The sequence below is a fragment of the Hankyongella ginsenosidimutans genome, from assembly GCF_005144965.1.
GTDB classification, from domain to species: domain Bacteria; phylum Pseudomonadota; class Alphaproteobacteria; order Sphingomonadales; family Sphingomonadaceae; genus Hankyongella; species Hankyongella ginsenosidimutans.
Genome location: NZ_CP039704.1, coordinates 908693 through 922993, shown reverse-complemented (window position 1 = coordinate 922993; position 14301 = coordinate 908693). Strand labels below are relative to the sequence as shown.

At 66.3% G+C, this 14301-nt stretch carries 12 protein-coding genes and 6 pseudogenes; 16 read left to right on the top strand and 2 right to left on the bottom strand.

Features of this window, described 5'->3' with window-relative positions; all coding sequences use genetic code 11:
- Positions 1-7 precede the first annotated feature (7 nt).
- Both E6W36_RS05280 and E6W36_RS05275 read right to left on the bottom strand, forming a co-directional pair.
- Entirely contained in the window at positions 8-376 is a 369-nt protein-coding gene (locus E6W36_RS05280) for an ArsR/SmtB family transcription factor (protein ID WP_222874403.1), read from the bottom strand.
- Positions 377-385: 9 nt separating this feature from the next.
- Positions 386-1010 (bottom strand): annotated as a pseudogene (locus E6W36_RS05275) (peroxiredoxin); the annotation flags it as partial.
- A 65-nt stretch (positions 1011-1075) separates the two neighbouring features.
- On the opposite strand from E6W36_RS05275, the gene E6W36_RS05270 reads away from it, so the two are divergent.
- From E6W36_RS05270 to E6W36_RS05195, 16 genes and pseudogenes are all read left to right on the top strand, one after another.
- Positions 1076-1993 carry an MBL fold metallo-hydrolase gene (locus E6W36_RS05270; protein WP_222873960.1) on the top strand — a complete coding sequence of 306 codons (918 nt, stop codon included), beginning with the start codon at positions 1076-1078 and terminating at the stop codon, positions 1991-1993.
- Complete coding sequence (locus E6W36_RS05265) at positions 1990-2430, top strand: YeeE/YedE family protein (RefSeq protein ID WP_222873959.1); 441 nt, start codon at positions 1990-1992, stop codon at positions 2428-2430. Before E6W36_RS05270 ends, E6W36_RS05265 begins: the two co-directional genes overlap by 4 nt.
- Positions 2430-2812, top strand: a pseudogene (locus tag E6W36_RS05260) (DUF6691 family protein); the annotation flags it as partial. The gene E6W36_RS05265 and the pseudogene E6W36_RS05260, both read left to right, overlap by 1 nt.
- Positions 2813-2866: 54 nt before the next feature.
- Positions 2867-4443: pseudogene (locus E6W36_RS05255) on the top strand (bifunctional protein tyrosine phosphatase family protein/NAD(P)/FAD-dependent oxidoreductase).
- Between the two features lie 19 nt (positions 4444-4462).
- A pseudogene (locus E6W36_RS05250) lies at positions 4463-5226 on the top strand (sulfite exporter TauE/SafE family protein).
- Positions 5227-5257: 31 nt separating this feature from the next.
- The gene (locus E6W36_RS05245) at positions 5258-6637 is read left to right on the top strand and encodes a cytochrome ubiquinol oxidase subunit I (protein ID WP_222873958.1); all 1380 of its coding nucleotides are present in this window, start codon (positions 5258-5260) and stop codon (positions 6635-6637) included.
- 16 nt (positions 6638-6653) lie between these two features.
- Positions 6654-7651 (top strand): annotated as a pseudogene (gene cydB, locus E6W36_RS05240) (cytochrome d ubiquinol oxidase subunit II).
- On the top strand, positions 7651-7758 hold the full coding sequence (locus E6W36_RS05235) for a DUF2474 family protein (RefSeq protein ID WP_222873957.1): 108 nt from the start codon (positions 7651-7653) through the stop codon (positions 7756-7758). Before cydB ends, E6W36_RS05235 begins: the two are co-directional and overlap by 1 nt.
- A gap of 326 nt (positions 7759-8084) precedes the next feature.
- Positions 8085-8570 (top strand): DUF2341 domain-containing protein, encoded by a 486-nt coding sequence (locus tag E6W36_RS05230; RefSeq protein WP_222873956.1) that lies wholly within the window; start codon positions 8085-8087, stop codon positions 8568-8570.
- Positions 8525-9730 carry a MotA/TolQ/ExbB proton channel family protein gene (locus E6W36_RS05225; protein ID WP_222873955.1) on the top strand — a complete coding sequence of 402 codons (1206 nt, stop codon included), beginning with the start codon at positions 8525-8527 and terminating at the stop codon, positions 9728-9730. The genes E6W36_RS05230 and E6W36_RS05225 overlap by 46 nt, the downstream gene beginning before the upstream one ends.
- Positions 9709-10224: an ExbD/TolR family protein gene (locus E6W36_RS05220; protein WP_246048162.1), complete on the top strand. Its 516-nt coding sequence runs from the start codon at positions 9709-9711 to the stop codon at positions 10222-10224. The genes E6W36_RS05225 and E6W36_RS05220 overlap by 22 nt, the downstream gene beginning before the upstream one ends.
- Positions 10221-10379, top strand: a complete 159-nt coding sequence (locus E6W36_RS05215; RefSeq protein ID WP_222873954.1) for a hypothetical protein — start codon at positions 10221-10223, stop codon at positions 10377-10379. The genes E6W36_RS05220 and E6W36_RS05215 overlap by 4 nt, the downstream gene beginning before the upstream one ends.
- Entirely contained in the window at positions 10367-10939 is a 573-nt protein-coding gene (locus E6W36_RS05210; RefSeq protein ID WP_222873953.1) for a TonB family protein, read from the top strand. Before E6W36_RS05215 ends, E6W36_RS05210 begins: the two co-directional genes overlap by 13 nt.
- Positions 10929-11863, top strand: a pseudogene (locus E6W36_RS05205) (hypothetical protein); the annotation flags it as partial. The gene E6W36_RS05210 and the pseudogene E6W36_RS05205, both read left to right, overlap by 11 nt.
- A 63-nt stretch (positions 11864-11926) precedes the next feature.
- On the top strand, positions 11927-12286 hold the full coding sequence (locus tag E6W36_RS05200; protein WP_222873951.1) for an ATP synthase beta subunit C-terminal domain-containing protein: 360 nt from the start codon (positions 11927-11929) through the stop codon (positions 12284-12286).
- A complete protein-coding gene (locus E6W36_RS05195) occupies positions 12283-14280 on the top strand; it encodes a V-type ATP synthase subunit D (protein WP_222873950.1) in 1998 nt (665 codons plus the stop codon). Before E6W36_RS05200 ends, E6W36_RS05195 begins: the two co-directional genes overlap by 4 nt.
- The last annotated feature ends 21 nt before the right edge of the window (positions 14281-14301 follow it).

Sequence of the window (14301 nt, the reverse complement as noted above, 5' to 3'; positions counted from 1 at the left end):
TACGTATTCAGAGGACTCTCGCGAAGCCGGCAACGCCGTGTGGCGACGGGGATGCGGCGATGGTTTCGCCGGGCAGGCCGACGCCGCCGAAAATCGCCTCAATGTTGCGCACGCACAACGCAACGCCCTCGTTGGCGAGCGCGTACCAGACCTGCTTGGCCTCCTTGCGGGTCACGACGAGTTCGGCTCGTCGCAGTTCGGCGAGCTGCTGGCTGAGCGCCGGCTGGGCGATGCCGGTCGCATCGCCGATGTCGGCCACCATGCGCGCGCCGCGCAACAGGCAGGAGAGGATCATCAACCGCTGCGGCTGCGCGTAAACTTTGAGCTTTTCCGCGGCGGCCTGCGCTGCCTGCCGATCCTCGAACAGCGCGCTCATCGGGCCCTCGAAGCGGCAAAACCAGTCGGGGCCGGCATCCGGCGTATCGGGCGGCAGGCGCAGCACCGGGCCCTCGGTCCAGCCCTCCGGCGTTAGGGCCGGCGCGCTGGAGACCTTTGCAGAGCCTTCAGGAGCCGCAGCATTTCCTCGACCGAGCGTCCAACGTCGTGCGGGTAGCAGGTGGTCGCGCGGATCACCCCTTCCGGATCGATAAAGAAGGTGGTGCGCATGGTCGTGCTATCGCGCGACTGCTCATCGATCATGCCGTAGGCGCGGCCGATCGCCATGCTGGGGTCCTCCACGATCGGAAAGCGCACCTGCACGCCGAACACCTCCTGCAGCGCCCGGATCCAGGCCCAATGCGAATGCAGGCTGTCCACGGAGAGGCCAACCAGCATGCAGCCGACGGCATCGAATTCAGCCTGCCGCCGCGCCAACTCCGTGAATTCCGTGCTGCAGACGGGGTGAAATCCGCCGGGTGCGAAAAGAAAATCACCCACCGTCCCCGCAGACTCGAAAGTTGCAGATCGCCAGCAGTGGTGCGCGCCCGGAAGTCGGGGCGCGGTCGCCCAGGCGAAGCGGCCGACGTTCTTCTTTGCTGCCATCTCCATGCGCCGCCCTTTAGCGAGCAAATCAGGCTTGACGCAATCTCTGTAATAAATTACAGAATTTATGTAAACATGAATTCAAAAGGCGAAAGTGATGGATCTAGCTCTGTCCAAAGCCCAAACCCAGATTGCAGCGGCCCAGAAAGGCGTTCCTGCAATCAAGGCCTTCTTCGACGCTGTAACGTTCACGATCTCCTATGTCGTTCACGATCTGGAGACCCGTCGCGCTGCGATCATCGACAGCGTCCTTGACTATGATCCGGCGTCGGGGCGCACGGCCACCGATACAGCGGATGCGATCGCCGCTTACGTGGAGGCGCAGCAACTCGGCGTCGATTGGCTGCTCGAGACCCATGCGCACGCCGACCATCTGTCGGCCGCGCCGCTGCTTCAGGAGAGGTTTGGCGGCAAGATCGCCATCGGGGCGCATATCGCGACCGTGCAGCAGACCTTCGGCGCCCTGTTCAATGCCGGGTTGGACTTCCGGCGCGACGGCTCGGATTTCAACCGGCTGTTCATGGACGGCGACCAGTTTGCGATCGGCGGCCTTGCGGCGACCGTGTTGCATGTGCCGGGGCATACGCCGGCCTGCGTCGCCTATGTGATCGGCGACGCGGTGTTCGTCGGCGATACGCTGTTCATGCCGGACTATGGCTCGGCCCGGTGCGATTTCCCCGGCGGAAGCGCACGCACCTTGTATCGCTCGGTGCGGCGACTGCTGGCGCTGCCGCCATCGACGCGGCTGTTCATGTGCCATGACTACCTGCCGGAAGGCAGGGACGATTATGCCTGGGAGACGACGGTCGAGGCCGAGCGTCAGGGCAATATTCACCTGCACGACGGCGTGAGCGAGGACGACTTTGTTGCCATGCGGGAAGCGCGCGACAAAACGCTGGCCATGCCGGCGCTGATCCTGCCGTCCGTGCAGGTCAATATGCGCGCAGGCCGTCTGCCGCCGCCAGAGTCCAACGGCGTCGCCTATCTGAAGATTCCGGTGAACGCGGTATGATGGACGCATTCCCGAACGCCATGCCGATCGAGGGTATGCTCGGCGGGCTGATGATCGGCTGTGCCGCTGCTGCCATGCTGCTTGTGCTGGGCCGCATCGCCGGCGTCAGCGGGTTGGCGGCGCGCGCGACCGGCATTGCGGCGTCTGGGCCGCCACGCATGGTTGCGGTCGCCTTCGTTCTCGGGCTGCCGATGGGTGCCTTGCTGCTGCGCGCGCTGCATGGCCCCATCTCCGTGCAGTTTGTGAGCACGCCCGCGACGCTGATCGTCGCCGGCCTGCTGGTCGGCTACGGGACGCGGCTCGGCTCAGGCTGTACGAGCGGGCATGGCGTCTGCGGCCTGTCGCGCCTGTCGCCCCGCTCGCTGGCGGCGACCGGGCTTTTCATGGCGAGCGGCTTCCTGGCGGTTGGCTTGCTGCGCCTGGCCAGCCTGCTGTGATGCGGGCGCTGATTGCTCTCGGTGCCGGCGCGCTGTTCGGCATGGGCCTTGCGCTGTCCGGCATGATCGACCCGCACAGGGTTCAGGCCTTTCTGGATCTGTTCGGCGCGTGGGACCCGACGCTGGCGTTTGTCATGGCCGGTGCGCTGCTGCCCATGGCGATCGCCTGGCGCGTGAGGGCGCGCATGGCCAAACCACTTGCAGGCGAAACCTTTGCGATACCGGATGCAACCGGCATCGATGCAAGGCTTTGCCTGGGTGCCGTCCTGTTCGGCATCGGCTGGGGTCTTGGCGGATTATGCCCGGGACCGGCGTTCGCCGCTTTGGCGCTGGCGCCTTTGACGCCGCGATTTTCGTTTTCGCCATGCTGGCCGGCATGGCCTGCAGCGCCTTGCGGCGCATGGACCGGCCCGGCGTCTTCTTGGGAGAAGGCATGATGGAAATCAAACGCCTCAATGATCGGATCGGCGTTTGCCCGCAGATTACCCCCGATGACGTTGGCGCGATCGCGCGCGAGGGCTACCGATCGATCCTCTGCAATCGGCCGGACGGCGAAGAACCGCTGCAGCCGGACGCGGCGCAGATCGCGAAGCGCGCGCAAGAGGTGGGGCTTGGTTTTGCCCATGTGCCCGCCGTCTCCGGTGCCTTGACCGAGGACAACGCGCGGGCGATGCGCGATGCGCTTGCCAGGCTGCCTAGCCCGGTTCTGGCCTACTGCCGGTCCGGCTCGCGCTCCGCCAAGCTGGCCGAGATGGCGCACGCCTACGAACCGGTCGAGAAGCCGACACGCTGCTTCGACATCGTCATCGTCGGCGGCGGCAGCGCCGGCATCGCCACGGCCGCCAGCATCCTCAAACGCAACCGCGATGTCTCGATTGCCATCGTCGAACCGAACGACAAGCACTATTATCAGCCTGGTTGGACCATGGTGGGTGCCGGCGTGTTCGACAAGGCGTTCACGCAGCGCCCCGAGGCTCAACTGATCCCGCGCCGCGCCACCTGGATCAAGGCGTCGGCGACCGCCTTCGTCCCGGAGGCCAACCAGGTCATCCTGTGCGACGGCAGCCACGTGGAATACCGGGTGCTGATCGCCTGCCCAGGACTGAAGCTCGATTGGGACGCAATCCCGGGCCTCAAGGAGTCGCTCGGCCGCAACGGCGTCACCTCGAATTATTGCTACGATCTGGCACCTTACACCAACAGGCTGGTCAAGGATTTTCAGGGCGGCCGCGCCCTGTTCACGCAGCCGGTCATGCCGATCAAGTGCGCCGGCGCACCACAGAAGGCGATGTATCTTTCCTGCTATCGCTGGGAGCGGCGCGGCGTGCTGAAAGGCATCGACGTTCAGTTTCATACGGCGGGCGCCGTGCTGTTCGGCGTCGCCGCCTACGTTCCGGCGCTCATGGACTATGTCGCGCGCTACGGCATTCACCTGAACCTCGGCTCGAAGCTGGTCGCAATCGACAGCGCTGCAAAATCGCCACCTTCGAGCAGAAGGACGGGGAAGCGACGCGGCGCGCGGATGTGCACTACGACATGATCCACGTGGTGCCGCCGCAGGTTGCACCCGATTTCGTGCGCACCAGCCCGCTTGCCGCGGAATCCGGCTTCATCGCGGTGAATGAGGCGACGCTGCAGCACCCGCGCTATCCCAACATCTATGCATTGGGCGACGCCTGCGCGGCCTCCAACGCCAAGACCGCCGCCGCCGCCCGCAAACAGGCCCCCGTGGTCGCGGTCAATGCGCTGGCGACGCTGGAGGGCAAGCCGCCGCTCGCCGATTACGACGGGTACGGCTCCTGCCCGCTGACCGTCGAGGCCGGCAAGATCGTGCTCGCCGAGTTCGGCTATGGCGGCACACTGCAGCCGAGCTTCCCGAACTGGCTGATCGACGGCACGCGGCCTTCGCGCCTGTCCTGGCTGCTGAAAGACACCATCCTGCCGCCCGTCTATTGGCACGGCATGCTGAAAGGCCGCGAATGGATGGTCAAGCCGCACAGGATCGGGGCCTGACGTGGACCCCTTGCACTATATGTTCGGCGGCATCTCCGGGATGCTCGTCGGCTTCGTGCTCGGCCTGGTCGGCGGCGGCGGCTCCATTCTGGCGGTGCCGCTGCTGCTTTACTTCGTTGGCGTCAAGAACCCCCACGAGGCGATCGGCACCAGCGCGCTGGCGGTCGCCGCCAATGCCTCGATCGGGCTATGGAACCATGCCAAGGCCGGCACGGTGAACTGGCGCTGCGGCGGCCTGTACGCTGCGGCGGGTATTCTGGGGGCATTTGGCGGCTCGACGCTCGGCAAGAATTTCGATGGCCAGAAACTGCTGTTCCTGTTTGCGCTGCTGATGATCGCGGTCGCGGGCCTGATGTTCCGCAATCGCAAGAGCGAGGGCGTCGAGAACGCGACTTTCAATGCCGCGACCGTTGGTAGAATCCTTGGTTTCGGGTTTGGAACCGGGCTTTTTCAGGCTTTTTCGGCATCGGCGGCGGTTTCCTGATCGTGCCTGGCCTGATCGCCGCAACTGCCATGCCTATACTGCGCGCCGTCGGCACCTCGCTGATCGCTGTAACCGCGTTCGGGCTGACGACCGCGGCGAACTATGCCTTTTCCGGCCTGGTGCTCTGGCCGCTTGCCGCCACGTTCATCGTTGGCGGGCTGCTCGGCAGCGCGCTCGGCACCAAGGCCTCGCAGAAGCTCGCGGCATCCAAGGGGCAGCTCAACAGCCTCTTTGCCGCATTCATTCTGCTGGTCGCCGTCTATACATTGTACCGCAGCTGGCGTGCGCTCGCTGCATAGGGGCGCGCGATCCGACCAAGGAGACCCTCCCATGGACGCCACCGCCCTCCTGCTCGCTCGGGCGCAGTTCGCCTTCACGGTGAGCTTCCACTTCCTGTTTCCCGCCTTCACCATCGGGTTGGCCAGCTTCCTCGCTGTGCTCGAGGGCCTGTGGCTGAAGACCGGCCGCGGCGTCTACGCCAACCTCTACCGATACTGGCTGAAGATTTTCGCCGTCGTGTTCGCCATGGGTGTCGTCTCCGGCATTGTCATGTCCTACCAGTTCGGGACCAACTGGTCGGTGTTCTCCGACAAGGCAGGGCCGGCGATCGGCCCGCTGATGGCTTATGAAGTGCTGACCGCCTTTTTCCTTGAGGCCGGATTTCTCGGGGTCATGCTGTTCGGCATCAACCGGGTCGGCCGCAAGCTGCATTTCCTCGCAACGTTGGCGGTTGCAGTCGGCACGTTCATTTCCGCCTTCTGGATTCTCTCGGCCAACAGCTGGATGCAGACGCCGGTCGGCTACGAAATCGGCGCCAACGGCCAGTTCCTGCCCGGCCCAAGCTGGCTGGCGATCATTTTCAACCCGAGCCTGCCCTACCGGCTGGTCCACACGGTGCTCGCGGCCTACCTCACCACGGCGTTTGCAGTCGGTGCCGTCGGCGCCTGGCACCTGCTCAAGGATCGTGCGAACCCGGGTGCCCGCAAGATGTTCTCCATGGCGATGTGGATGGCTGCGCTCGTCGCGCCACTCCAGATCGTTGCCGGCGACATGCACGGGCTGAACACGCTCGAGCATCAGCCGGTCAAGGTGATGGCGATGGAGGGCCACTACCAGAGCCATCCGGACGGCGCGCCGCTGATCCTGTTCGGCATCCCCAACAGCGCGGAAAAACGCGTCGACTATGCGATCGAAATCCCCAAGGCGTCCTCGCTGATCCTGAAGCATGACCTGAACGCCCCGCTCAAGGGCCTCGACACCGTACCCGACGCGAATGAGCCGCCGGTGCCGATCGTGTTTTGGGCGTTCCGCATCATGGTCGGACTGGGCTTCGCCATGGCGGGGCTTGGCCTGTGGAGCCTGGTCGCCCGGGCGCGCAAATCGCTGTACGACTGGCCCTTGCTGCACCGCGCAGCGGTGCTGATGGGCCCCTCCGGCTTCGTCGCGGTTCTGGCAGGCTGGGTGGTGACTGAAGTCGGGCGCCAGCCGTTCACCGTCTACGGCCTGCTGCGAACGGCGGAAAGCGTCTCCCCGCTTGGTGCGCCGGCGGTCGCGGCCTCGCTCGCCGCCTTCGCGGTCGTCTACTTCTGCGTGTTCGGCATGGGCATCCTCTATCTGCTGAAGCTGATGCGCAAACCGCCGGAGGCGCACGAGAGCACGCTCGACGGTGCGCCGATCCGCAGCGCCGGCGTCACCCTGCCGCGGCCGTAATCGAGGGAGCGTACGCATGATCGACTTGACCGTCATCTGGGCCGCCATCATCGGCTTTGCGATCGTCGCCTATGTGGTGATGGATGGCTTCGACCTCGGTATCGGCATCCTGTTCCCGCTGTTCCGGGTCGGGCCTGACCGGGACGCCGCGATGAACAGCATCGCGCCTGTCTGGGACGGCAACGAGACCTGGCTGGTGATGGGCGGCGGCGGGCTGCTGGCAGCGTTTCCGCTCGCCTACGCGATCATCCTGCCGGCGCTCTACGCGCCGCTGACCGCCATGTTGCTGGGGCTGGTCCTGCGCGGCGTCGCCTTTGAATTCCGCTGGCGCGACCCGGGTCACCGGCGGCTGTGGGATGCCGCGTTCACACTCGGTTCGATGGTGGCGACCTTCGCCCAAGGGCTGACGCTCGGCGCGCTGCTGCAGGGCATCACTGTCGAAGGCCGCGCTTACGCAGGCGGCTGGTGGGAGTGGCTGTCGCCATTCTCACTGCTGACCGGTTTTGCCCTGATGGTTGGCTATAGCCTGCTCGGGGCCTGCTGGCTGAACTGGAAGACGCAAGGGGCGCTGCAGCGTCAGGCGGTCACCTACGCCGGCCGGCTGGGCATCGCACTGCTGCTGGCGATCGGCGCGGTCAGCCTGGCGACCCTGACCCTGGAGCCGCGCTACCACGAGCGCTGGCTCAGCTACCCGGGTATCCTGGCGACGGCGCAGGTGCCGCTGGCGACCATCGTCGTGACAGCGCTGTTTTACCGCAGCCTGGCGCGCAAGCGGGAAGTGCAGCCGTTCCTGTGGGCGCTAGGACTGTTCGGGCTGTGCCTGGTCGGACTTGGTGTCTCGATCTGGCCCGATGTCATCCCGGCGCGCGTCACCATCTGGGAGGCGGCGGCCCCTATCGCAGCCAGCTGTTCATGCTGATCGGCGCGGGCGTGATGGTGCCGATCATCCTCGCCTACACCGGTTGGGCCTATTGGGTGTTCCGCGGCAAGGTCGGCACGGAAGGCTATCATTGATGCCGGGGTCATGGCGCAAGCTCGCTTGGTTTGCCGGCCTCTGGGCGGCCAGCGTGCTGGCGCTCGGGGCCGTTGCCTACGTCATCCGGCTGGCGCTTGGGGCCTGATCCGCTCGGCCCACTCCTGCGGAAAATAGGACGGAAAAACAGGCAGTATCTGCGCCCCTTTGGGGCCAGTGCGCGAATGGCGCTTCCTCCCCATCGGGAGGAGGGGACCACCCGTCAGGGTGGTGGATACTGGCATTTTTGGGATTTCTCACCCCACCGTCCGTCTTTCAGACGGGCACCTCCCTTATAGCCTTCCCGTTTTTGATCGATTCAATCCGAAACGACCAAGGTCTAACCGGGCTTGACCTGCGTCAAGGCGGCGTCCGGCCAGGCTGCGATTATCTGTTCACCGATTCTTAATCATAAATTTACGGACGACATTATGGTTGAAGTTTTCAATGTGCCGGGGGCGGCGTGCGCCGGCGGCGGGGTTCTGGGCTGCTGGCGCTGATTTGCCTTCTGGGGCTGTTGTTCCCGGCGCCGCGCAGGCCTGGTGGAATAAGGACTGGGCGTTTCGGCAGCAGGTGATCCTGGACGCCACGGCGTCTGGCGTGCCGCTTCAAGGCAATCTCAACGAAGTACCGGTGGTCGTACGGCTGCATACCGGCAACTTTTCGTTCGCAGCGCTCCGAGATGATGGTGCCGACCTGCGTTTCATTGCGCAGGACGACGTGACCCCGCTCACTTTTCATGTCGAGCGGTTCGATTGGGTGTCGGAGCTGGCGATCGTCCGGGTGATGGTGCCGGCGCTGTCGGCGGGCGAGAAGCTGCCGGTCTGGGTCTATTACGGCAACCCGGAGGCGACGCCGGCATCCGACAAAAAGCTGTGCAGGACAAGCAGACCGTTCTGGCGCTGGACTTCGAGCGCCTGACCGGGCTGCCGCAAGATCGCACGAGTTACGGCAACAACGCCGTGCGCGCGAGCGCGAAGCCGGTTGCCGGTGGAGCGATCGGCGATGGGCTGGCGTTCACGCCGGACAGCGCGGCAGAGGTGCCAAGCGCGCCTTCGCTGGCGTTTCCGGCGGGCGGCACGGTCGCATTCTGGGTGCGCGCGGATAAAGCGCAGGACGGCGCGGTGCTGACCCTGGGTGCGGCGGGTGGTCCAGCGCTGGCGGTCGGCTTCCGCGGCGACGGGATTGAGGCGCAACTGCGCGGCCCCGGCGGCGCAACGCTCGGCGTGGCGGCCAGCGGTCCGACGCCGTTCCGGACCTGGCGGCACGTGGCAGCGACGCTCACCGCCGATACGCTGACGCTTTACATCGATGGGGAAGCCAAGGGCAGCGCCAAGGTGGCGACACCAGCGCTGGCCGGGCCGGTGCTGCTTGGGGCAGCGCCCGGCCGCCCCGGCTTCACCGGCAGCCTTGATGAGGTGGAAGTCTCGAACGTCGCCCGTTCGGCCGGCTGGCTGCAGGCGGTCGCGCTGGGCAGCGGCCCGGAAGGACGGCTGGTCTCGGTAGGCGCAACCGAGCAGAAAAGCCAATTCTCAGCCTATCTCGGGCTGCTTGCAACCATTGCCGCCTCCGTCAGCGTCGATGGCTGGGTGATCATCATGCTGATCGGCCTGCTGGCGGCGCTGTGCCTGGAAGTCGCAGTGGTCAAGTCGCTGACGCTCGACCAGATGGACAAGGGCGACAAGAGCTATCTGGCGCTGACCGGCGGCTCGACCGCAAGTCATACCGACGACGAGGCGATGCTTGCGCGCTCGCCGCTATGCCGGATCGCGCGGGTTGGGCGCTCGGTGCGTGCAGGCGCTGCGCAGGCGGACCTGCTCCGCTCGGCCATCGGCAGAGCGCTGATCGAGGAGGCGAACCGGCTGAACAAGAACATGGTGCTGCTGACGCTCACCATCAGCGGCGCGCCGTTTCTCGGGCTGCTCGGCACGGTGGTCGGCGTGATGATCACGTTCGCGGCGATTGCCGCTTCCGGAGACGTCAACGTCAACACCATCGCGCCAGGCATCTCGGCTGCCATTGCGACGACGGTCGCGGGCCTGATCGTGGCGATCCCGCCATGTTCGCCTACAACATTCTGACAACGCGCATCCGTGACCGCCTGAGCACCATGGAAGTCTTCGGCGAGGAGGTGGTCAGCCGCATCATCGCTGGCGAGGGGAGGCGGGCCATGCGGTTCAAGCCTGACACCCGCATCTATGACGAGGTAAACGTCACGCCGCTGATGGATTTGGCGTGGAATCTGCTGATCATCTTCATCGTGATGGCGACTGCGACCGTCCAGGGCATCTCCGTCGATCTGCCCAAGGCCAGTTCTTCGCCGTCGCTCGCCAAGCCGCGCACCAAGGCGATCACCATCGCGTCCAACGGCGAGATCTACCTGGATACAGTGAATGTGACGCTGGCCGAGCTTGAAGCGCAGCTCGCCAACTTCAAGGCCGCGGACCCGACCCTGCCCGTCGTTGTGAAAGGCGACGCCGCAGTCCAGTATCAGCGCGTGATCGACGTGCTCGAGGTGATCAAGCGCGTGCGCATCTCGGAGGTCGGGCTGGTCACCCAGCGCGTGGTGAAATGAGTCCCTTCGCCTCCGACCATCATCCCGCGCACCACGCGCACCCGAAGCTTGCGCTGGCGCTGCGGATCGTCGGGGTGGCCTGCGTGGTCGCGGTGGGCTTCTGGCTTCACGACACGCTGGGCGACATCAGGTTTTGCCGGCGGTGCAGAAGGTGACGCTGGTCACGCCGAACGCACCGCCGCCGCCGCCGGATGTGAAGCCTCCGGAGCCGGAGCCTGAGGAACAGTTCGAGCCGCAGGAGGCCGCCGCCGAGGAAGCTGCCCCGATCGACGACACCTTGGGCGTCGACGCCGAGGGCGAGGGCGCCGGCGATTCCTTCGGACTGGTCGGCAAGCCGGGTGGGCGGGATATTACGACGCTGGGCGGCGCCCGCAGCGGCTCCGGCTCCGGTGACGGGCTCGGCCGCCTGCTGGCGCGGACGTTCGCCCTGAAACTGAAGCGTGCGCTCGAGGCCACGCTGATGGCGGAGCCGGAACTGCGCAAGAAGGATTACAAGGCGACGCTGGCTCTGACCGTCAACGGCAATGGCTTCATCACGTCCGCAAATGTCGTACGTTCATCGGGCGTGCCGGAAATCGACCAGCGCATCGTCCAGGTCTTGCAGGCGATTCCAGCGCTTGACCCGCCGCCGGCCGACATGGCGCAGCCGCTTCGCATCATCGTCAATTCCCGCGGCTCGGGTCGCAAGGCGCGGAGCGCGGACGATGTGGGCTAGCATGGAGCTGCCTGCGGTGGCGACCCGTCACCATGGTCTGGTCGATATCGTTGGCGATATCGCCCGCGTGCGTGCGCCTGCCGGGCCGGCGCTGGGCGAACTGGCGGTGGTTGAGCAGGAACCGGGCTGGCGCTCGCTGGCGCGGGTCATCGAGATCGCCGGCGATCTGGTGTCGCTTCAGGTGTTCGCCGGCGGCCTCGGGCTCTCGCGTGCGGCCACCGTGCGTTTTCTTGGCATGCAGATGAGCATGTGCTGCTCGCAGAACATCCTCGGCCGGGTGTTTCGAGGCGACGGCGCACCACGCGACGGCGGCCCCTCGCTGGTGGACGAGCCGCGCATCGAGATCGCAGGTCCCGCCGTCAACCCCTATGCACGCGCGATGCCCACGCGGATGATCCACACCGGCATCCCGATGATCGATATGTTCAACTGCCTGGTCGAAAGCCAGAAGCTGCCGATCTTCGCACCAGCCGGCCAGCCCTATAATCAGTTGCTGGCGCGCGTCGGCCTGCAGGCGGACGCCGACATCGTGGTGTTCTGCGGGCTGGGGCTGGTGTTCGACGACTACCACTTCTTCCGGAGCGCCTTCGAGACCGCCAGCGTGATGCATCGTACCGTGATGGTGGCGAACCTTGCCGGCGACCCGCTGGTCGAGCGGCTGCTCGCGCAGGATCTGGCGCTGGCGATCGCCGAGCAGTTCGCGGTTCAGGAGCGCAAGCGCGTGCTGGTTCTGCTGACCGACATGACCTCCTACGCCGATGCGCTCAAGGAGATCGGCATCGCGCTTGAGCGCATTCCGGCCAGCCGCGGCTACACGGGGACCTCTACACTCAACTGGCGCGGCGCTACGAGAAGGCCTGCGATTTCACGGGTGCCGGCTCGATCACCATTCTGGCGGCGACCACGCTGCCCGGCGACGACATTACCCATCCGGTTCCGGACAACACCGGCTATATCACTGAAGGTCAACTTTATCTGCACGACGGCATGCTGGATCCATTCGGCTCGCTGTCGCGCCTGAAGCAGCACGTGATCGGCAAGGAAACCCGCGCCGACCACGGTGATCTCGCCAACGCCATGATCCGTCTGTACGCGCAGGCCGAGGACGCGGAGCGCAAGCGCGCCATGGCGTTCGATATCAATGACTATGATCTCCGTCTGCTGCGCTACCGCGACCTCTTCCGCGAGACGTTCATGGCCATCGACCGGCCGATGCCGCTGGAGGCGGCGCTCGATCTCGGCTGGAAGCTGCTCTCCGACTGTTTCGAGCCCGCCGAACTGCTGGTGAAGGATGCGCTCATCAAGGCGCATTACCTGCGCACGCACGCTGGGGAGAGTGCGGCATGAACCGGCTGCGGATGACCAAGGCGACTTTGTCCCAGCGTCGCCAGCAGTTGGCGATGTATGAGCGCGTGCTGCCCTCGCTGGAGTTGAAGCGCCAGCAGTTGCTGCGCGACCTGCGGATCGCGCGGGAGCAGCATGCCGCTCTGGAGTCCGCGCAGCGCGCACTGGAACAGCGTGCGCAGGCTCTGGCGCCGGCCGCTGACCCGCAGGTGACGCTTGAAGGATTGCAGACGCTGCACGCCGTCAGTCGCAGCCAGGAAAGCCGGCTCGGCGTGCGGCTTCCAGTCGTCGACGCTTTCGACTGGCACCGCGCGGACTACGATCTGGCGGCGACGCCGCCGTGGCTGGATCACGCTCTCGATCTGGCAGCCCGGCTGGCCGAAGGCATGGTTCGGCTTCAGGTCGCAGCGGAGCGCGTGTGCCAGCTCGATCAGGCGCTGCGCAAGACGGTGCAGCGGATCAACCTGCTCGATCAGGTGCTGAAACCGCAAGCGAAGCGGGACATCGGGCGGATCGGCGTCTTCCTGGCGGATGCGGACAGAACGGCGCTCGCTCGCACCAAGCTCGCCGGCCCGCCGACATGCAGCGGATGCGCTGTCGTGAGCATCGTCCCGCTCGTTCAGGTCACCCTGCTGGCGGCCGCGGCTGATCGCGAGGCCGTGCTGGAGTCGCTCCAGCAACTGGGCGTCACGCACCTGGATTTGGCGGGCGCTGGGAGCGAGGCGAGCGACAGCCGTATTCGTCGCGCCATCCGCTACCTCGCGGCGGGACCCCGGCGGCGGCGCCCGGGCCGGGGCGGCGCGGCCAGGGCCGGGGCGATCGTCAGCGCGGTCGAGGCGTTGCAGCAGCAGCGCATCGCACTTGAGGAGGAATTGGTGGCGCTCAAGGTGCGCATCGCCGAGGTGCAGCCATGGGGGCATTTCGATTTCGCGAGCCTGGAGGGGCACCCGGAACTGCGCCTTTGGTTTTACCACGTCCGCCCATCGGAGATGCGCCATGTTCTGGCATGCGGCCACCCTTGGCAGATCGTCGGTCGGCGGCCGGGCGGCAGACTCGTCATCGTAATTTCCGCTGACGAGCCGGAAGGCTTGCCCTGCCGGCGGGCGCACGTCGGGGCGCGCTCGCTGGAGGCGCTGGAGAGGCGGCTTGGCGAAATCGAGATAGCGCTCGACGATCTGGATGCCGAGCGCGCCAACCTCAGCCGCTGGCTCGCGCTGCTGGAGCGCGACGCCAACCGCCTCGCCGATGCCGACGACCGCCGCCGGGCGCAGGATGCAGTGGCCGTGCAGGGCGCTGTCGCGGCGGTCTCCGGCTGGGCACCGGAACGCGCGTTGCCGGCCCTCCGGGATTGGGCGCGCACTCAGGGCGTGGCGCTGATCGCACGGCCGCCAGCCCCGAAGAGCGCCGCCGACCCTGCTGGAAAACACGAAGATCGCCCGCGCGGGGAGATGCTGGTGCGCTTCTTCGCAACGCCGCACTATTCCGCCTGGGATCCGTCCGGTTTGTTGCTGGCCTCATTCACCCTGTTTTTCGCGATCATCGTCTCGGATGCTGTCTACGGCCTGCTGCTCGGGGCGGCGGTGGCGCTGTTCTGGCGGCGCCTGGGGCGCAGCGAGGCCGGGCGGACCCTGCGCCGGCTGGGGCTGCTGCTGGCCGTGGCGGCCGCGGCCTGGGGAGGCGCGGTCGGCACCTACGCCGGCGCGGTGCCACCGCATCCCTGGCTTGAGGCGCTGGCTGTGGTTCCTGGCGAAGACCGCCAGATCATGATGACCGGCACTTTGATGCTTGGCGTTGGCCATCTCGTTCTGGCCAACCTGTGCGCCGCGCGTCGCCGCTGGCCAGGCCGGACGGCCTGGGCGCATGTCGGCTGGGCGCTGGTGATGACCGCCGGGCCGCTCTGGTATTTGGCGGGTGGTGCCGGCCGACTGGCGGCTTATGGCGTCGCGGGGCCGGTCTGCTGCTGGTCCTCATGTTCAGCAGCAATGCTCCCACCTTAGGCCGCCGGCTGGTCCAGGGTG